Origin of the sequence: Chitinophaga sp. OAE865 (assembly GCF_040546735.1) — a bacterium.
GTDB classification, from domain to species: domain Bacteria; phylum Bacteroidota; class Bacteroidia; order Chitinophagales; family Chitinophagaceae; genus Chitinophaga; species Chitinophaga polysaccharea_A.
Map to the genome: position 1 here is coordinate 2,680,105 of NZ_JBEPOF010000001.1, position 18,025 is coordinate 2,698,129.

18 protein-coding genes are annotated in these 18,025 nt (G+C 46.6%); 6 read left to right on the forward strand and 12 right to left on the reverse strand.

Annotated elements, in window-relative coordinates; translation table 11 throughout:
• Positions 1 to 6: 6 nt before the first annotated feature.
• The 3 genes from ABIE50_RS10955 to ABIE50_RS10965 are packed head-to-tail and all read right to left on the reverse strand — an operon-like array spanning position 7 to position 3,351.
• Complete coding sequence (locus ABIE50_RS10955; RefSeq protein WP_209863533.1) at positions 7 to 1,833, reverse strand: type VI secretion system baseplate subunit TssF; 1,827 nt, start codon at positions 1,831 to 1,833, stop codon at positions 7 to 9.
• Positions 1,834 to 1,854: 21 nt separating this feature from the next.
• Complete coding sequence (locus tag ABIE50_RS10960; RefSeq protein WP_209863530.1) at positions 1,855 to 2,286, reverse strand: GPW/gp25 family protein; 432 nt, start codon at positions 2,284 to 2,286, stop codon at positions 1,855 to 1,857.
• 9 nt (positions 2,287 to 2,295) lie between these two features.
• Positions 2,296 to 3,351, reverse strand: coding sequence for a PKD domain-containing protein (locus ABIE50_RS10965; RefSeq protein ID WP_209863528.1), 1,056 nt, complete (start codon positions 3,349 to 3,351; stop codon positions 2,296 to 2,298).
• Between the two features lie 230 nt (positions 3,352 to 3,581).
• On the opposite strand from ABIE50_RS10965, the gene ABIE50_RS10970 reads away from it, so the two are divergent.
• The 5 genes from ABIE50_RS10970 (at position 3,582) to tssD (ending at position 7,848) form a co-directional block, all read left to right on the forward strand.
• Positions 3,582 to 4,544: a type VI secretion system baseplate subunit TssG gene (locus tag ABIE50_RS10970; RefSeq protein WP_209863526.1), complete on the forward strand. Its 963-nt coding sequence runs from the start codon at positions 3,582 to 3,584 to the stop codon at positions 4,542 to 4,544.
• 110 nt (positions 4,545 to 4,654) lie between these two features.
• Entirely contained in the window at positions 4,655 to 5,509 is an 855-nt protein-coding gene (locus ABIE50_RS10975) for a TssN family type VI secretion system protein (RefSeq protein ID WP_209863524.1), read from the forward strand.
• A gap of 10 nt (positions 5,510 to 5,519) precedes the next feature.
• Entirely contained in the window at positions 5,520 to 6,695 is a 1,176-nt protein-coding gene (locus ABIE50_RS10980; RefSeq protein ID WP_142683194.1) for a hypothetical protein, read from the forward strand.
• Between the two features lie 83 nt (positions 6,696 to 6,778).
• A complete protein-coding gene (gene tssO / locus ABIE50_RS10985) occupies positions 6,779 to 7,303 on the forward strand; it encodes a type VI secretion system TssO (protein WP_142683193.1) in 525 nt (174 codons plus the stop codon).
• A 158-nt stretch (positions 7,304 to 7,461) separates the two neighbouring features.
• Positions 7,462 to 7,848, forward strand: a complete 387-nt coding sequence (gene tssD / locus ABIE50_RS10990) for a type VI secretion system tube protein TssD (protein ID WP_142683192.1) — start codon at positions 7,462 to 7,464, stop codon at positions 7,846 to 7,848.
• Between the two features lie 68 nt (positions 7,849 to 7,916).
• Here tssD and ABIE50_RS10995 read toward each other — a convergent pair whose 3' ends face one another.
• From ABIE50_RS10995 to ABIE50_RS11015, 5 genes are read right to left on the reverse strand one after another with little or no spacing between them, the layout of a single operon-like run.
• The gene (locus ABIE50_RS10995; protein ID WP_209863522.1) at positions 7,917 to 8,675 is read right to left on the reverse strand and encodes an MBL fold metallo-hydrolase; all 759 of its coding nucleotides are present in this window, start codon (positions 8,673 to 8,675) and stop codon (positions 7,917 to 7,919) included.
• A 35-nt stretch (positions 8,676 to 8,710) separates the two neighbouring features.
• A complete protein-coding gene (locus ABIE50_RS11000) occupies positions 8,711 to 9,157 on the reverse strand; it encodes a DoxX family protein (RefSeq protein ID WP_209863520.1) in 447 nt (148 codons plus the stop codon).
• 60 nt (positions 9,158 to 9,217) lie between these two features.
• Entirely contained in the window at positions 9,218 to 9,793 is a 576-nt protein-coding gene (locus tag ABIE50_RS11005; protein ID WP_209863518.1) for a Crp/Fnr family transcriptional regulator, read from the reverse strand.
• Positions 9,793 to 10,749: a type I pantothenate kinase gene (gene coaA / locus ABIE50_RS11010; RefSeq protein WP_354027962.1), complete on the reverse strand. Its 957-nt coding sequence runs from the start codon at positions 10,747 to 10,749 to the stop codon at positions 9,793 to 9,795. Before coaA ends, ABIE50_RS11005 begins: the two co-directional genes overlap by 1 nt.
• Positions 10,750 to 10,759: 10 nt before the next feature.
• The gene (locus ABIE50_RS11015; RefSeq protein ID WP_209863516.1) at positions 10,760 to 12,115 is read right to left on the reverse strand and encodes an NAD-dependent succinate-semialdehyde dehydrogenase; all 1,356 of its coding nucleotides are present in this window, start codon (positions 12,113 to 12,115) and stop codon (positions 10,760 to 10,762) included.
• Between the two features lie 129 nt (positions 12,116 to 12,244).
• Between ABIE50_RS11015 and ABIE50_RS11020 the strand changes: the two genes are divergently transcribed.
• Positions 12,245 to 13,420 carry an MFS transporter gene (locus tag ABIE50_RS11020; protein ID WP_209863514.1) on the forward strand — a complete coding sequence of 392 codons (1,176 nt, stop codon included), beginning with the start codon at positions 12,245 to 12,247 and terminating at the stop codon, positions 13,418 to 13,420.
• Here ABIE50_RS11020 and ABIE50_RS11025 read toward each other — a convergent pair.
• The 4 genes from ABIE50_RS11025 to pfkA form a co-directional block, all read right to left on the reverse strand.
• Complete coding sequence (locus ABIE50_RS11025; protein WP_209863512.1) at positions 13,410 to 14,816, reverse strand: MFS transporter; 1,407 nt, start codon at positions 14,814 to 14,816, stop codon at positions 13,410 to 13,412. The two genes, ABIE50_RS11020 and ABIE50_RS11025, sit on opposite strands and share 11 nt — an antisense overlap.
• A 14-nt stretch (positions 14,817 to 14,830) precedes the next feature.
• A complete protein-coding gene (locus ABIE50_RS11030) occupies positions 14,831 to 15,400 on the reverse strand; it encodes a TetR/AcrR family transcriptional regulator (protein WP_209863510.1) in 570 nt (189 codons plus the stop codon).
• 115 nt (positions 15,401 to 15,515) lie between these two features.
• Positions 15,516 to 17,003, reverse strand: a complete 1,488-nt coding sequence (gene pyk, locus ABIE50_RS11035) for a pyruvate kinase (RefSeq protein ID WP_142683183.1) — start codon at positions 17,001 to 17,003, stop codon at positions 15,516 to 15,518.
• Positions 17,004 to 17,015: 12 nt separating this feature from the next.
• Complete coding sequence (pfkA, locus tag ABIE50_RS11040) at positions 17,016 to 17,996, reverse strand: 6-phosphofructokinase (protein WP_142683182.1); 981 nt, start codon at positions 17,994 to 17,996, stop codon at positions 17,016 to 17,018.
• Positions 17,997 to 18,025: the final 29 nt, after the last annotated feature.

The window sequence follows — 18,025 nt, forward strand, 5'->3', positions numbered from 1 at the left end:
TAGCATTTACATCAGCACATCGTTAATAAACACGCGGAACGGGAAAGTATTACTGGATTTTTCTTCCAGTTGTAAAAGCAGTTCCTCTTTCATGTACTGCAAATTGGCAGCCGGATAGCGTTGGGTGGGCTGAAGTAATGAAATACGTATATCGAGCGTACGGCTGTAACCCGCATTCACGCCAGGTTGCAGGGCCATACCTTTTACGACGGCAGCCGATTTCATTTCCCTTCCGAAAATAGTACGGCAAAGCGCCTTGATATCTTCCGGGGTCACAATACGGTTATGTGAAAGTAAATGGGAACGGTACAGGTTAATTTTCTCATCAATATTCAGCCTGTCCTTCCCGCCCTGGGTATTGCTCAGCAGCGTAATGCTGTTAGGACGGGTATTGATGTTGCCGTATTCCAGCAGCCTGGTGCCCATACGGATGTTATTGGCGGTGGTACCGTTAGTAGAATAGAACTCAAGGAAAATATATTCTGCATTTTCCTTTGGCTTTACCATCACATAAGGGATGTTGCCTTTGTTGGCGCCGGGTTGCAGCTGTTCTTCCAGTGAAGCGATGAGCTGATGCAGTTCCCGCATCCGGTTAGTCACAAAATCATTTTTTACTTCTTCAAATAAAGAGCTTTCATCGCGGATCACTTCCACCAGGTAGGCAATCACCTCTTTGGCTTCACGGGTATCGAAACGCCCAATACCACTGCTGCGGATTACCAGTTCCCCTTCCTGCATCTGCCCGGCGGTAGAGAAGTTACGCACATAATAGTCGGTTCCCTCAAGGTCGTACACCCGTTTGATATCAAAGAAAATATCCGGTGTTTGCAGGGGGATGATATTCAGATAACGATTCAGCTTCATGGACTGCTCGTTATTTTTTTTATTGATAACAGGAAAACAGTTGATACTGCAATAAAGATCCTCCAGTAAGGTATGATGCAGCGCTTCCGGGAATTCGATACGCAGCCAGTGAACCTCTTTGTTTAAGCGCTGGGTATCCTGCCCGAAGATCCTGTTGATAACTTCTGGTATACGGGTCGCCACAGGAGGGTGCGTATCGGTAATGGTAAGAAAATGACGACGGAATTTCTGGAGGATATGCTGGCTGTAGCGTGTATTGTTATTTACCGCTACCTGGATCATGTTATCTGTTTCCTCCTCTGCAATGCTCCGGCTGTGGTGATAGCCGCTTTTGATCATCAGTTCCCGGTTGCCGGTAAATACTTTCGCCAGCGGAAGATAGTGGTAGAACATTTCCTGCTGATGTACATTGCGGAGATCAAAAAAGAAAGACATGCCTTCCCAGGAATGTGGCACATCTTCTAATGCCACGCCGATCCATAAATGATTGGGGGCCATATCAGGAAATACCTGTCCCTGCAATACCTGCTCCTTGAACCAGTGATCACGGGTTTCATAGAGTTTATTGCCGATAGCCATATACTGTACCTGGCCTCTGAACAGCCGGTGACTGGTTACAGGTGCAAAGAAAAGGTCGCGGTTATGAGTGCCTGATTTGGTATGATGGTAAAACTGGTGATCCGCATGAATATCAGCCACTGCTTCGGTAGCAATGGCGTGGAGGATACCATAGGCAGGCTGACTGCTGGTAATAGGCTCCGGCATCATGATCTGTGCCAGCCGCTCTACCAGCCGAGCATGTGAAACATCCACTTCCCCGGAAATTTTCTCCAGTTCACTGGCGCAGGCTTCCAGTAACAGCTGCACTACAGGGTCAAAGGAGGTTTCCACCTCTGCGTCCGGGTATCCCCATAAACGCGCAGCTGTTTTCAGCATGCGGTCCTTTATTCTTTCTTTTTTTTCTTTCATGAGCGGTTAATAAACAAATAATCAATCGTACGACAGCGGACTGATGTAAAAGAAACTGCTGTACTGGAACGGATGATTGTTTTTGGTAACGGTTCCCGAAACGGTGACCCTTATTTTCTTTTTCATTTTACGGGTAGATGGCAGCATCAGTTCTTCCTGGTTTACAGCAGCTACTACCCTTATTTGTGAAATTCTCTTTTCGTATCGTGTGATAGAGGCTTTTACCGCATTTTCAATCTGTTCCTTTACTTCATTATTGGATGCCTTGATATCAAAATCACTGTCCCACCACTGGCAGCCGTATTGGGGATCATCTTTATTTTCGCCCAGCACCGTGGTGATGAGCAGGTGGATATGCTGCGCTATGGAGTCTTCCAGCGAAATAGCCGGCATGTCTTTTTTCTGCAGCAGCTGCGAAAAATCAATGGGCAACTGATAATATTTTCCTTTCATGATGTGCGCTTAAAATATACCCAACACTTTTTTACGGTCATACATAATGAGGATTTCCTTTACACATCCTTTTTCATCTTTTGCCAGGTTAACCCTTTCTATCTTGAATTTTTTCTTTCCATAGATCCGCTGACAGAAGTGGGCAAAGTTATCAACATCGTTTGTGTTAAGTACCACTCTTGCATTAAGGTTGTTGCAGAGGTATTGTGCAAAGTCGCTGGCCGTTTTCTGCTTCAGCGTCACCTGGGTAAGCATATATTTAAATTCATCGTCGGAGATGGTAGGCCGCGGTTCTTCTTTTTTAACCGGTTCTTCCGGTGCAGGTGCGGGCAGCGGCGCCGGGTTAAAGGCCGGTTCCGGCCGTTCTTCCGGTATGGTAGCTCTGGCGGGGAATACGGTAATATGTTTTAATACCATATGACTGCTGTCGCCGTTGATGATCAGGGATAAAGTCCTTTCACCGGGCGAGGAGAAGGTGTAGGTAACGGAAGAGCCGCTATGTGGTTCTGCATTATCCTGCAGCAGGCGCCACACCCAGCTTTTGGCTGAAGGGGTGGAATTGGTGAAGGTAACGGGTCTGCCGGCGAATGCTTCGGCGGGGCCATCTATCACCGGGAAGATATCGGGTTGATTGCCGGAAGCAGCCGGTGTGTTCATCACCACCATTACTTCCTTACGCCAGGTACATTTGCCGGAAGTGAGCGTAATCATATAACTGCCGGCTTTGTTGAATGAATGATATACCTGCCTGCCGGTAGCTTTGGCGCTGGAGTCGCCGAACTCCCATGTATATTCCGAATTTTTTTTGCCGGCGTTTTCTGCATTAAAGGTGATCACTTCTCCAACTGCATATGCTTTGCTGTTACTGTTTTGAACATGGCTGAGCTTTATATCTGTATTGCTGCAATCTTCACGGCCATCCAGCTGGAAAGCCAGCAGTGCCACACTAACAAGGAACAGGCCCAGGAAGGTCCAGAGTACCAGCGGGTCAACATGGCTGGCAATTTTTCCAAAAGGTCTGAATGAATTTACCTTGTGTTCATTTTCGGGTTTACGGGGGGCCATCGGTTTTTCAGGTTTTTACAATTTTAGTATTTTTTTCAGATAAATAGCCAAAGATAATGGCTATTGGAAAAATTTTTTCGGGGTGCAAAATTTAAGCCGTAATATGTCATAATAATAAATCAAACCCCTATTTTTGTTACTGAGTTGTTAGCCCGGAACCATAGACGAATGATAGTTATGCTAACAGTTTGCCGCTAATAGCAGGATAAGAGAAACCTAAATAGAACCTCATGGTAAATAATGCGCAGAAGGCTGCCGTGCTGGAAGAAGTGATTGACCACGTCAATGCTTTACCATACGATGTAAGGGCCGAAGTAGTGGTGGGGGAATTGTTGGATAACCAGGTGCGGGAAGAGGAAGTGGTGGTGCAGTTGCAGAATGTATTTACCCGGTCATTTGCAACAGATATCACAGGAGTAAAGCTGGATGACAGCCAGCCGTATCAGCCGTTTATTAATTTTTTCCTTTCGCGCGACGGTATTTATGACCGGCTGCCGCAGGGAATGTTTCATGAATTCAAGCAGGAACTCTCTTCCAGGCAACATGGCGTTACAGAAATGGTGGCGCGGTACAAAAAGCAGCAGCAGCAACAGCAACAGGCACGCCGCTTTTTTCAGCCCCTGGAAAATGAGTTCTTCCTGCAACGCGTATACCTGGAACAGCGGGAGAAACACCTGCTGTTTGATGTGTTTGGTAAGGACAGCGACCAGCTGTTCCATGAATTCTGGGAGCTGCCTTCCGGTCTTCCTGCCGCTGCAGTAAACCGGTTGGTGAAGCTGCTGCCATATGTTCACCGGATAGCAGGTAATACCACATTGGTAAAGCTTTGCCTGGAGCAGGTACTGGAAGAAGAAGTGAATATCGCCTGGCAACGCGCGCCACAAATGGTAAGTACCGAGAACAGTATTCCCCTGGGAGAATGTATGCTTGGGGTAGATGCCATGGTGGGCACAGCCTGCTATACAGATATGCCGGTGGTAACGGTGAGCATTGGCCCGGTGAAACGTCAGCGGATATACGATTACCTGCCATGGCAGCCTTATGGAAAGCTGTTGGAAACCTGCTACGGATACCTGTTCCCGGCGGATGTGGAAATTAAGACAGTACTGTTGCCTTCTTCCGGTGAAAAAAATGTAACCTTGCATGATAAGCAACCTGAGCAGGGGATCATGGGATATAATTTTTTTCTCTGAGAATAGCCGGCAGATGCTTATATGGAATTATTTTTGCTATTTACGACCATCTGAAAAAACCTGAAATGTTAGTACCCAAACCCGAAAAACCTTGACATACCATCAGAACTATGAGATACACCGCTAAGTTTTATATCATGCTGGCCGGCGCCCTGGCTATAGGTTCCTTTATAGTGGCTTTGCTCAGCAGGTACATTAAGAATTTCAGTCTTTATAAGAAGAAGGCACTGTTGTATTTAGTATGTATGACGCTGGTATTTTCCGTGATCAGTTCTATTCCTTTCCTGTTTACCCATCAAAACCTGATGAACCAGTATCTTTTTTATGAAGTATGGTTCCTGGGGCTTGGCGTTGTACACTGTCACTTTATGTATACCCGTTTCTGGGCCAATGAAACCACGCTGGTATCTGAACTGGCCTTTATACTTGCCATCTGGCTGTTTGGAGGGGCCGGCTTTGTACTGGTGAACCGGATACTCGATAAGGATACCTTTCTTTATTATCCTATGCTCACCAGTATGTTTTCTTTTGTACTGCCCACCTTTGTTTATAAAACTTTTGAAAAGATGATGGCCATCCCGGTAAAAGTGCATAAATGGTGGCAGTATCCTATTTATAAAGATGTACCCGAAGTAAATGAAGATGAGATGAAAGACCTGATCGTTATAGGGCTGGAAATGGAGAAAGGGCCACTTGACAGCAGCCGTACTTATTTCCGGGCGCGCACGCCTATCAAAATGGATCTGGGCGACCTGTTCTATCATTTCATCAACGATTATAATGATCGTTATCCCAATACCCCGATTGACTTTGTAGACCACACCGGGCAGCCATACGGCTGGGTATTCCACCTGAAGCCACGCTGGTTTGGCAGCGCCAAAACGCTGGATCCGGACAAAGCGGTGTTTATGAATGGCATTAAAGAGAACAGCGTGATCATTTGCAACAGAATTATGTTATCCTAAAAGCAGTATTATGGCAGAACCGCTCAAGCATTTCCCCGTTAACTGGGTGGATGGAATGAAGATAAAAAAGCAACATTTTATAGATACAGAAAATGCTTTACTGGATCAGATCAGGGATGCGTTGGCGTGTGGTGTTCACGCACTTAACTACGGACTGTTGCCCCCCAAAGCAGAAAACAAAGAATCGCTGCGCTGCTGGTTTGTAAATGACAACCAGCATCAATGGAGGATCAAGCTTACCGAATGCCGCGCTATTACGCCCGGTGGAGGCCGCATTGAAATTCCCGAACATACCGTGCATTCACTGAAGTATGCCACTACTTTCCCTGAAGCTACTTACACCTGGGATCCGCAACATACGGAAAGCACTTATTACGTATTAATACAGGTAAACCCGTTTAACAGGCAGCCCAGCGGAGAACCTTTACTGGATGAAGATCCGCCAAGATTGCCATATGCCACACCGGAATACAGCCTGTATGTGGCTCCTGCATCACAACTGCCTTCAGGACAGTTAGGGAGTTACCAGATGGTGCTGGGCCGCATCAGCGTATCGGACGGCCGTGCACAAATGGATGACGACTATATACCGCCCTGTAGCATTGTAAGCGCGCATCCGGCGCTGGTAGACCTCTTCCATGAACTGGATCAGTTCCTTGGGCAGATGGAATTATACGGGGTGCATATCGTACAGAAAATTTATGGCAGGAACCAGCAAAATGATCTGGCACTGGTAGTGTTGTATATCACTGAAAAAATGGTACAGTTCCTCGGTACCAGGATCACACAATTCAGGTGGCTGGCATTGCAGCAACCCCCGGCACAAATGCTGGAAATTATTGCAGGCCTGGCACGTACCATGAAAAACGCTATCGACCAGCGCGCCGGCGCCGGTAAGGAAGAACTGCTCAACTACCTGTCTGAATGGTGTGAACTGCGGCAGGGAGAACTGGAAACACTCATGATCAACTGCGCCAATATCAGATACAAACACCTGGATGTAAGAGAGTGCCTGCAACCCATGATCCCGTTTGTAAGAGCGGTGAACAAACTGTTTGAGAGCCTGAGCCGCCTGGATTATATCGGGCGCAAGCAGGACAGCAACATTTTCGTGAAAGAAGAATCGCAGCAGGATGCCGAATACCTGCGTAAACATAAAACCAAACGCTGGTTTTTCACTGACTAACCACATTAATTGTTTCAACGAAAAATCTGCCTGGACCAACAGGTAAATCAACAAGATAATTTCAATCAAAAACGATTCGCAATATGCAAGTATTAAACAGGCAGGAAAGAAATGTTTCCTTTATTTGGTTCCTGTTATTTTTCATTATAACAGTCGCTTTATTTGTATTGGCTGTATTCTTTAACTACCAGGTTCCCGCAAGGGAAAATGCTTCACTGCGGAAAGAACTGAGCTCATTCAGAGAGGAGCAGGCGTTTCAATCAGAGTTCCTGCAAAAGCTGGATAAGGTAAAGCATAACCTGGATTCTATTAACCTGCCTAACCAGAACGCCAATTATATGGACCAGGTGATCGCCGCGTCCCTGGCGGATATGCGTAATTCTATTCCAAAGGATGCAGTAACGCATTATGGCTTGTATGATAATATTGTGCAGAACTGTTTATCGTTACAACAAACAAAACAACAGCTACGTGAACTGCAGAATGCACAACAGAATATTGCAGGGCTGAAAGAGCAGGTAGCCGATCTGAATGCGAAGCTGGAAAGCAAGAGCAGGGATCTTGATAACTGCCGCCAGATGATGCTGCTGAACAGCCGCGCTCACTAGCTTTCAGGCCTATATTAATCATGTAAATATTGGAATAATAATTATTTGTTAGGACTCTTGACTATTAAAATTTTCATCCTATATTTGAGGCTTATAAATCATAAATAAATAAATCCTAATTATTTTTTCTTTATTGTAACCTTAAAAATTAACCCAACATGTCATTCAAAGCCAAATTTGAAACAGGCGGCAACGAGTACAATGTACAGCACGTCGCCTACGATCTCACACAGGAAGTAGATGCAACTGGCCGCCCTTCAGCCATTACCCGTGGCGGACGCATTAAGCTGACTGTAGAATCTACCGGAAAAACAGATCTCTTTGAGTGGATGGTAAACAACTTTGAAAGAAAAGATGGTACCATTACTTTCTTCAAAAGAGACACTGATTCCAAACTGAAAACTTTGGAATTTAAGGAAGGCTACCTGGTTAAGTTTGAAGAGTCTTTCGACTATGAAAACAAAAACCCAATGGTAATCTCCTTTACCATTTCAGCCCGTGAAATTAGCATGGGTAATGCAAAACATGTTAATGAGTGGGTATAATAACTCCTTACATTATGCAGAAGGGCTGTTACCGCACGGTAACAGCCCCTTTTTTTTGAAGAAATTCTTTATACAAGTTGGATCCATTCTCCCTGCTCAGGAACGATGGCGGTTAGCTTTTCAGCAGCTACTGCTGCTCTCAGGGCTTCCCTGCTGAGGTAACAGTGATTAATAGCGCCCATGTGCACTGCTATCACTTTAGGTTGTGCGGGGTGCCTGATGGTTTTGATCACATCACCGGCAGTCATGGTAATGGGATCTCCCTGCAGGAACTGTGCAGCACCTGCATTTACCACTACATAATCCGGGCGGAATGTATCCAGCGCAGTGGCCACTTCTTCACACCAGATGGTATCCCCGGCGATATACAACGTACTGTTTCCTTCCTTCAGCACAAAGCCTGATACCGGCGCCATCATTTTACCGATTTCACCTGTGCCGTGTTGTCCGCCTGTGCGGGTGATGCTAATGTTTTCCCAGGTAACAGTGGTCACAACAGGGATCACCTGCGTAAATGCCTGTTCCCTGATAGTGCTTTCATCTTCCGGCTGGCAGAATAAAGGAATACTTTTAGGCAGGATGGCTTGCGCGGTAACATCCCAGTGATCGCGGTGCCGGTGGGTTACCAGTATGGCATCCAGGGATGATAATAGTTCTTTTAATGCGGCATCGTCGAGCGGGAGTTCGGTCATTGGGTTCCGGATGCTGTTAGCCGCATTGGGAACGGGATCCAGGCTGTCTTTAACACCTAACATAGGATCAACCAATATGTTCTTATTGTTCCATTCTATCAGCAATGTGGCATTGCGTAAATAATGTATGCGCATGGTTAATTTTTTATAACATGGCATAAAGTTATTGATTAATTGATGGCCCACCATATCCATAAAATATAAACAGGTTGAAATAATAAACGGCTCCATATATACCATGGTTTGGAAGGCAGGCCGCCAGGCGCCAGAAGGTTCAGTACTGCCACACGGATGTTGGCGGGAAACATGGCTACCAAAAGAATCATTAAGCCCCATCCTGCATAATATTGTATGGAAGGAATCAGCAAACCGATGCCCAGTAATAATTCCAGCACACCGGTAAACAGTACTGTGAATACCGGCCACGGGATCATTCCTTCAATCATATAACTGAGCTTGCGTGGCTTCAGCAGATGTGTAAACCCTATGAGAATGAACATAACGGCAGCGGATATACGCGCATCTGCAGGAAGCTGCTGTAAGAGAGGTATTTGAAAAATGTAACCTATTGCAAGTAACAGGAGAGCGATGCTGCATAAACCGGAAAAGAAAGCCATTTGTATATTTATTTAGGGCTCAAAGGTCTGTATCTTCCGGAAATATAAAACTAACAAATGTTAGTTTCTTTTTTTCCTGATCCTGCTCAGGCTTCCGGGCTCAATACCCAGGTAGGAAGCAATTTGTTTGACAGGGATATGCTGTACCACTTCCGGGTGCTCTTCCAGCAATTGCATATACCGTTCCTGCGCGGAATATTGCAGGAATGACAGTTCACGGTTGTATTTGCGGAGGTATTGCTGTTCTGCTACCAGGCGGCCTATACGCTCCGATTGATGCGAGGTATTATACAATTGTTGCAGATCAGTGTAATAACAGGCATATCCGCGGACGGGTGTAACTGCCTGCAAACTTACTGCGGCTGGTTTCTGCGTAATAAAGGAAGCGTAGGAAGTGGTAAAGCTGCAGGGAAAAGCAAAGTCCATACTGATGTCTTTACCGTCGTGGATAGTATATACCCGTACAATGCCTTCTTCAATAAAATAAATGGCATTGGCAGTTTTACCGGCTTCCGACAGGTGCTCACCTGCCGGAAAATTTACGGGCTGCAGGATGGCTTCAAACTGTTCCCATTGAACCAGCGGCTCTTTCAGCAGTGCCTGCAGCTGTTGCCGGATAATTGCGGTGCCTTGCATCAGGTTTTCCTCAATTGGATGGATTGAACAAAATGATGATGTCCTTTTTCCAGTATCAGGCTGGCGCGATAACGGGTAGGCGCAATATTTTGTTCCAGGTTGGGTTTGTTGATATCTTCCCAGATCTGTGTAGCCAGTTCAATGGTGGCAGCATCAGAAAGATGCGCATAGCGGTGGAAAAAAGATTCAGGGCTCTGAAACGCCGTTTTACGCAGGGTTTCAAAACGTGCGATGTACCATTTACGGATATCTTTTTCTGCAGCATCCACATAAATACTGAAGTCAAAGAAATCGGATACGAATACAGCCGGATCTTTCTGCTGCTGGCGGTGACGTACCTGTAATACATTCACGCCTTCCACAATTACAATATCGGGTTGTTCTATCCATTGTAACTGCCCGGGCAGGATATCATATTCGAGATGGGAATACAACGGTGCTGCCACCTTTTCTTTGCCGGATTTTACATCTGCCAGGAAGTGGATCAGCCTTTTGATATCATAACTTTCCGGGAAACCTTTGCGGTTCATGATATTATTAGCTTCCAGTATTTTGTTCGGATAAAGGAACCCGTCTGTGGTTACCAGGTCCACCCGCGGATGATTGGGCCATGCCTGTAATAATTTCTGCAGCACCCTGGCGGTGGTGCTTTTCCCAACTGCCACACTTCCGGCAATACCAATGATGTATGGCACCTTATGTACCTGGCTGCTGAGAAATTTGCTGGTGGCGATATGCAGCTGCTGTGAAGCGGTTACATAGAGGTTCAGCAGGTGTGCCAGCGGAAGATAAACCTGTGTTATTTCTTCCTGTGTGAGTGGTTCATTCATACCGTGCAGCGCTTCCAGGTCGTAGTCCTGTAGTTGCAGCATGGCATCGCCGCTTCTTTCTGCCCAATCCTTACGGGAGAAACTGATATAGGGAGTATAGCGGTCGCGTTTCAGAGAGGTGGTCATTCCAGTGCCTTTATTGTTGTATATATACAGTCTTTATATTCAGAAATTCGTGTGTGCCTTCCAGTGATAGTTCACGTCCGTAACCGGATTGCTTTACGCCGCCGAATGGTAAGCGCGCATCCGAGCGGACCATTGCATTAATAAATACATTCCCGCTCTCTATCTTCGTGGCCAGTTGCGCCGCTTTGTCGAGGTCGCTGGTCCACAGTGCCGCACCGAGGCCAAATTCGGTTTCATTGGCCAGTGCAATGGCATCGTTTTCATCTGCAGCTTCTGTGATCACTGCCAGCGGCCCAAAAGTTTCTTCTTTAAAAGCAGTCATTTTGCTGGTTACTCCTGTAAGCAGGGTAGGTGCAAAGTTACAGCCTTCATGTGTACCGCCCAACTCCAGCTTAGCGCCCTGTTTGATAGTTTCCTGTAATTGTTTGGCCAGTTCATCTGCCAGGTCCGGGCGGGCCATAGGTCCCATCTGCGTACTTTCCAGCGTGGGATCTCCCTGTTTGAGGTCCTGCAAAATGCGTTTCACTGCTGCTGTAAATGCCGGCACAATTTCTTTTTCCACGATCCAGCGTTTGGCGGCAATGCACGACTGTCCTGCATTCTGCATCCTGCCCTGCACTGCTGTTTTGGCGGCGGCTTCCAGGTCGGCATCTTTCAATACAATAAAAGGATCGCTGCCGCCCAGTTCCAGCACTGTTTTCTTGATATATTTTCCCGCAAGCGCAGCTACACTTTTTCCTGCAGGGGTGCTGCCTGTAAGCGTAACACCCTGTATGCGGGGATCTGCAATAATGGGCTCTATGTCTTTGGAAGATACCAGCAGCGACTGGAAAGTACCGGCGGGAAAATTACTTCCGGCAAATATTTTCTCAATGGCCAGTGCGCAGCCGCTCACGTTGCTGGCGTGCTTCAGGATGCCGGTATTACCGGCAAGTATATTGGGAATAGCAAAGCGGAACACCTGCCAGTAAGGGAAGTTCCATGGCATAATTGCCAGGATGATCCCTTTGGGCTCGTACGATACATAGCTTTTATATGCATCAGAACCAATAGGTTTATGTTGCAGCATTTCTACAATGTTCTCTGCATAGTATTCTGCAGATGTAGCGCATTTCAATACTTCCGCGCGCGCTTCTTTCAGCGTTTTACCCATTTCCTGTGTGATCAGCGCAGCATGTTCATCTGCATTGTTTTTCATGGACTGGGCTACCTGCATCATCCATTGCCGGCGCTGTTCCAGGGGAACCTTTAACAGCTCCGTGTAAGCTTTATGCCCCAGCTGTAATTTTTGTTCTATTTCTTCCGGTGTATGTGCTGTATATACAGCAATGGTTTCCTGTGTAAACGGATTGATGCTTGTAAACATACCTGTGGCTTTTAGCGGTTAGCATTTAGCTGTTAGCGAATAGTCACACAAATTTACCGTTTTCCGGTAAAAGCTCGTCCTAAAAGCTAAAAGGCTATCTTTGCATCTCTTGAAAAACAGTACATTTTTATGGCGCTTAGCAGGTGGAATATCATGATAATGGCCCTGTGCACAGGGTTGATCGTTGCCAATATATATTACAGCCAGCCTTTGCTGGTATTGATGAGTGAGGAGTTTAAGGTCACTGAAAGTAATGCGGGACAGGTAACATTTTTTACACAGGTAGGATATGCGCTGGGGCTGTTATTTTGTGTGCCGCTGGGCGATAAACTGGAACGCAAACGGCAGATAGTGGTAATGACGCTTGCCGCTGTAGTGGCCCTGGTGGCTGCTGCGGAATCAGTGAACATCACCATGCTGAAAATTACAGGTTTGATGATCGGGTTTACCTCCGTAGTGCCGCAACTGATATTACCCCTGGCAGCCAACCTTTCTGATCCTGCAAATCGTGGTAAAGTGATTGGCACCATAATGAGCGGCCTACTGGTTGGGATCTTATTATCGCGCACACTGAGCGGCGTGGTCGGACATCATTTCGGCTGGCGCGCCATGTTCTGGATAGCAGCCGGTATCAGCGCTTTGCTGGCGGTGATCATGATCACTTCCTTTCCGTCCAGTAAACCCAATTTCCGGGGGAGTTATGGCGACCTGATGAAATCTTTGTTAACGCTTGTGAAAGAGCAGCCAATGTTAAGGGAAGCTTCTGCTATCAATGCCTGTTGTTTTGCGATGTTTGGGATGTTCTGGACAACAGTGGTTTTCCTTTTATCGGATGCACCTTTTAAATACACCAGCGAGCAAATTGGTTTAATGGGCCTGGCGGCCGCGGCGGGTGCTTTAGGCGCTCCACTGGTAGGGCGTATTGCAGATAAGAAGAACCCGCGTATCGCTATTGGTTATGGAATCATCTTTTTGTTCTTCGGTTATTTTCTTTTCTATATTTTCAAAACCAATATTATCGGTATCATCATTGGTATCATTGCCATTGATCTTGGTTTGCAGGGAATACATGTATCCAATCAAACCCGCATCTACACGTTGTTGCCGGAAGCAAGGAACCGTTTGAACACCGTGTTTATGACCACCAGTTTTATTGGCACCTCGCTGGGCTCCGGCATCGGGTTGTGGGTATGGTCTTTTGCACAATGGAATGGCGTATGCGTAGCTGGTACAGCATTGATCCTCGTTGCACTGATCATCTACCTGGGCACTTATAAAAAAGCCAAACCTGCTGTTACCGCTTAATCCTGTTTAATACAATCATTACTACCAGCAGATAACCCATCATGCAGAACAGGGCAGTTTTATAGGCCAGGTAAAAATTACCGCTGTGCCGTGCGAGGTAAAGGAAAACACCTCCCAGTATACTAACTCCCAATGCTGATGAAAACTGCTGTATTGTTGAATACACGCCGCTGGCGGCTCCTGCTTTAGCCGGAGGCATATCCCACATAGCCACTTTCAACAGGGAAGGCATCAGCAAACCTGAGCCACTGCCGTAAATAACCAGGCAGGGAAGAATGGCCCATGGCGTTAATACATCTCCCCGGAATAAAATCAGTTGCAAAGTAAAGGCGAGGATCATCAGTATGCAGGCCGCCTGCAATAAGCGAATGCCGAACCTTGCTGCATTTTTGATAGACCATAAGGAAGCAAGCAAAAAGGGAATGGTTTGCATCACGAAATAATTCCCTGCTGTAAAAGGCGACATATGAAACCCGTTTTGAAAATAGATGGCTGCTACAAAAATATAAGCGGTATTTACGCCAAAGAAAAACAATACGCTGATGATGCCTGTATTGAAGCTCTTTATACGGAACAGTTCCAGGGGAACCAGCGGATCACGTTGCTGTTTTCCAAGCCAGCGCTGGTAAAAAATAAATACGCATAATAGGAGTAAGGCTGCTGCCAGCATTGCAATTGTCCAGGCCGGCCAGCCCAGTTCCGCGCCCTGTATAACAGGATATATCAGGAAAGATAAGGCTAAGGTGAGCAGTATGATGCCGGGGATATCAAAGCGGGTGCTTTTGTTTTGCCCGGATTCCTGCACAAAGAACCAGGCCAGGAGCATGGCTACTATACCAAAGGGCAGGTTTACCAGGAAGATAAGCCGCCAGCTGTCGGTGATCAGTTGTGAAGTGATGAAGTAGCCACCGAGGAATTGTCCCAGTGTGGCGCCGGTGCCCAGGGCCATACCGTAAAGGCCATAGGCTTTGTCGCGGTCGGCGGGCGACTGAAAGCTCAGTTGTATCAGTGTAATGGTTTGCGGTACCGTGAAAGCAGCCGCCACGCCTTGCAGCAGCCTTGAAACAATCAGCATTTCCATGGAAGTAGCGAAGCCACACATCGCCGATGTAATAGTGAATGCGGCGAGCCCGGCTATAAACACTTTCTTTTTGCCCAGGTAATCGCCTGTTCTGCTGCCGGTGATGAGGAATACCGAATAGCCCAGCAGGTAGCTGGCAATTACCAGCTCCAGTGCTGCATCAGAACTGTGAAAGTAGCTTTTAATAGCAGGAGTGCTGATGTTTACAATAAATACATCGATCACGGTAATGAGCGGAGCCAGAAGGATCACTGCCAGTGATACCCATGGGTTTACACTGGTGGTTTTAATGTATACAGACTGGTCTGTTTTCATAAAGGTAAATTTTTTTATAATGTTTCCAGCAGCCTGGCGACTACTTTCTTTGTGTCTTCCATTGGTTTGGCTGAGCGTTGGATGTAGCCCTGAAGCCCTGCTCCTTCGTAAAGATTCAGCAGCATATCAGTCATTTCTTCCAGTTCTGCAGCGGGATAAGGCTTTTTTATAAGCTTTAGCTGTTCTGCAATAAAGGCTTTCAGCGTGAGCGTATGTGTTTTTACCTGCAGCAATGCGTCGTCGTTCAGCCCCGGTAGTTCGTAGGCAATGCGTATAAAGGCGCAACCCCTGAAATTGCTTTTCTCCATGTGCCGGCGGCGGAATTCAAACAGGCCTATGAGCTTTTCCCGGCCAGGGGCTAACTGGTCGATATAAGCCATCCGTTCAATGTGGTTATTTACGCGGGTCCGCAACAGGTATTCCGTGAGCAGCGCTTCTTTGGATGGGAAGTGCTGGTAAAGACTGGCCTTGGCAATCCCCGCCTCTTCGATGATCTGGTTAATGCCGGTAGCCTGGTAGCCTTGCTGGTAAAACAATTCGCAGGCCGTTTGTAAAATTCTTTCTTTTGCGCCCTGTTCTTTCATGATGCAATGTTAAGATAAATTAATAAAACAGACAAGTCTGTATATATTCTTTTAAAAAAAACAGCGGAAAGGAAATGTTTTCCTCTCCGCTGCATTGCTAAATCCTTATAGCTTATTAATCTACTTTCGTGATTTTCAGCATATTTGTTGGAAGATGTTCTTTAACGGGGGTGCTACCGGTATTAACGGCTACATCTCCTGATTTAATGAATCCTCTTTCTTTCAGGATATTGATCTGGTCAAATACGATATCATCCAGGCTTTCTTCTTCTTCGTAGTAAAATGCGCGTACGCCCCAGCTCAGGCTCAGCTGGTTTACCAGCGATTTCTCTTTAGTAAAGATATAAAGCGGGCTGCGGGGACGGTAGCTGCTCAGCATAAAGCCGGTGTAACCGCTTTGGGTCATACCAATGAGGGCGTCAGCATCCAGGTCTTCCGCAATTTTACAGGCATTGTAGCACAGTGCGTCGCTGAGGAAGGTAGGAGAGTGGCGGTGAGGGATCAGGTTACGGTTGTAAATGATCGCTTCTTTTTCCACTTCCTGGATAATTTTGTTCATGGTCTGGATAACCAGTTCCGGGAACATACCGGTAGCGGTTTCACCACTCAGCATCACTGCATCGGCGCCTTCCAGTACGGCGTTAGCCACGTCGGTAATTTCACTGCGGTTCGGGCGGGTGCGGTCCATCATGCTTTCCATCATTTGTGTAGCCACAATAACGGGTTTTGCGCGGTGGATACATTTGCGGATGATGTCTTTCTGGATCATTGGGATCTGCTCTACAGGCAGTTCCACGCCAAGGTCGCCACGGGCAATCATCACGCCATCACTTTCCCAGATAATTTCTTTCAGGTTCTGTATCGCTTCGGGTTTCTCAATTTTAGAGATCACCTTCATTTTAGAATTACGTGCTTCCAGGCGTTTACGCAGGTCGGTGAGGTCTTTCACGCTTCTTACGAAAGAAAGGGCCACCCAGTCGCATTCCTGGTCGATAATGAATTCCAGGTCAATGACATCTTTTTCTGTAAGTGCAGGAAGGGAGATTTTTGTGTCAGGAAGATTGAACCCTTTCTTGGAGGACAATACGCCCGGCAGGGAAACTTCCGCTTTGATTTCACCGTTGGCTGTGATCTCTTTTACAACGGTTTCTATTTTACCGTCATCCAGCAGAATTTTCTGGCCAACTTTAAGATCTTTATACAGGTCAGGGTAGGAAACGTATATTTTTTCCATATTGCCCACCAGCTTTTCGTTGACGAAGGTGAGCAGATCACCTTTCTTTAGCGGGAGTGCATTGTTCTCGATTTCGCCCACGCGCAGCTTTGGTCCCTGTAAATCGGCCAGGATGGCTACCGTGTAAGGTTCTGTTTTATTGATCTGGCGGATATATTCAATAATCCGCAGTTTATCTTCGTGCGAGCCATGTGAAAAGTTGAGGCGGAAAACGTTCACACCGGCTTTAACCAGTGCCAGCAGGCCTTCATAGGTGTCGCATGCCGGGCCTACGGTAGCCACGATTTTTGTTTTGTGCGAAGAGTGTTCTCTACCCGCAGCGTTATCCATCTGCTTGTGATAGTATTTCGAAAGATCCTTTGTACTCATAAGTCTAATTTTTTAACTCGCAAGAATTTTAACAATCTTAAACCATTCGGGGTCAATTTCCTGTTTGGCTTTTACAGCTTTATCAAGAGGAGTGTAATGGATCTTGTCGTTAACAACACCGATCATTACATTATGGATGCCTTCCAGAAGGGCATCAACGGCTGCATAGCCCAGGCGGCTGGCCAGAATACGATCTGTGCAGGTGGGAGCGCCGCCACGCTGGATATGTCCCAGGATACTTACCCTGGTATCCATTTGCGGGCACCTTTCTTTAATAATACGACCAACTTCAGTAGCGCCGCCGGTTTCATCGCCTTCGGCCACTACAATGAGGTTAACCAGTTTTCTGCGGCGTTCATTCGCCTGCAGTTCTTCAATAATGTCATTTACTTCGGTTTTGCGCTCAGGCAGCAGAATGTGCTCCGCACCGGTGGAAATACCGCTGTGTAATGCAATGTAACCGGCATCGCGGCCCATTACCTCAATTACAAACAAACGGTCATGCGCATCGGCAGTATCCCTGATCTTGTCAATGGCCTCCACCGCTGTATTCACAGCCGTGTCAAATCCAATCGTAGAATCGGTTCCTGCAATGTCCTTGTCAATAGTACCAGGCAAGCCTATACACGGAATATCAAATTCCTGGCTGAACTTTTGCGCACCATTAAACGAGCCGTCTCCACCAATTACTACCAGCCCGTCAATGTTGTGTTTTTTCAGATTTTCGTAAGCCATTTTTCGCCCTTCATATTCATAGAACTCTTTGCACCGGGCGGTCTTCAATATGGTGCCTCCGCGCTGAATAATGTTGGCAACGGACTTTGACTCCATCGGGAAGATCTCGTTCTTCAACATTCCCCTATAGCCGTACATAATGCCATACACATTCAGCTGATGATAAATGCCCGTTCTTACAACGGCACGAACGGCGGCGTTCATGCCAGGGGCATCTCCCCCTGATGTAAGGACTGCAATGTTGTTCAGTTTTTTCATATAAATTGCTAAAAAAATATCTTAAAGGC

Bases quoted from the DNA above. Each gene is read 5' to 3' on its own strand.
- ABIE50_RS10960 (WP_209863530.1), bottom strand. From the start codon at position 2,286: ATGAAAGGAAAATATTATCAGTTGCCCATTGATTTTTCGCAGCTGCTG.
- ABIE50_RS10955 (WP_209863533.1), bottom strand. From the start codon at position 1,833: ATGAAAGAAAAAAAAGAAAGAATAAAGGACCGCATGCTGAAAACAGCT.
- ABIE50_RS11025 (WP_209863512.1), bottom strand. From the start codon at position 14,816: ATGAAAACAGACCAGTCTGTATACATTAAAACCACCAGTGTAAACCCA.
- ABIE50_RS10975 (WP_209863524.1), top strand. From the start codon at position 4,655: ATGAGATACACCGCTAAGTTTTATATCATGCTGGCCGGCGCCCTGGCT.
- ABIE50_RS10980 (WP_142683194.1), top strand. From the start codon at position 5,520: ATGGCAGAACCGCTCAAGCATTTCCCCGTTAACTGGGTGGATGGAATG.
- tssD (WP_142683192.1), top strand. From the start codon at position 7,462: ATGTCATTCAAAGCCAAATTTGAAACAGGCGGCAACGAGTACAATGTA.
- coaA (WP_354027962.1), bottom strand. From the start codon at position 10,749: ATGACCACCTCTCTGAAACGCGACCGCTATACTCCCTATATCAGTTTC.
- ABIE50_RS10965 (WP_209863528.1), bottom strand. From the start codon at position 3,351: ATGGCCCCCCGTAAACCCGAAAATGAACACAAGGTAAATTCATTCAGA.
- ABIE50_RS11005 (WP_209863518.1), bottom strand. From the start codon at position 9,793: ATGCAAGGCACCGCAATTATCCGGCAACAGCTGCAGGCACTGCTGAAA.
- tssO (WP_142683193.1), top strand. From the start codon at position 6,779: ATGCAAGTATTAAACAGGCAGGAAAGAAATGTTTCCTTTATTTGGTTC.
- ABIE50_RS11020 (WP_209863514.1), top strand. From the start codon at position 12,245: ATGGCGCTTAGCAGGTGGAATATCATGATAATGGCCCTGTGCACAGGG.
- ABIE50_RS11015 (WP_209863516.1), bottom strand. From the start codon at position 12,115: ATGTTTACAAGCATCAATCCGTTTACACAGGAAACCATTGCTGTATAT.
- ABIE50_RS10995 (WP_209863522.1), bottom strand. From the start codon at position 8,675: ATGCGCATACATTATTTACGCAATGCCACATTGCTGATAGAATGGAAC.
- ABIE50_RS11000 (WP_209863520.1), bottom strand. From the start codon at position 9,157: ATGGCTTTCTTTTCCGGTTTATGCAGCATCGCTCTCCTGTTACTTGCA.
- pyk (WP_142683183.1), bottom strand. From the start codon at position 17,003: ATGAGTACAAAGGATCTTTCGAAATACTATCACAAGCAGATGGATAAC.
- ABIE50_RS11030 (WP_209863510.1), bottom strand. From the start codon at position 15,400: ATGAAAGAACAGGGCGCAAAAGAAAGAATTTTACAAACGGCCTGCGAA.
- pfkA (WP_142683182.1), bottom strand. From the start codon at position 17,996: ATGAAAAAACTGAACAACATTGCAGTCCTTACATCAGGGGGAGATGCC.
- ABIE50_RS10970 (WP_209863526.1), top strand. From the start codon at position 3,582: ATGGTAAATAATGCGCAGAAGGCTGCCGTGCTGGAAGAAGTGATTGAC.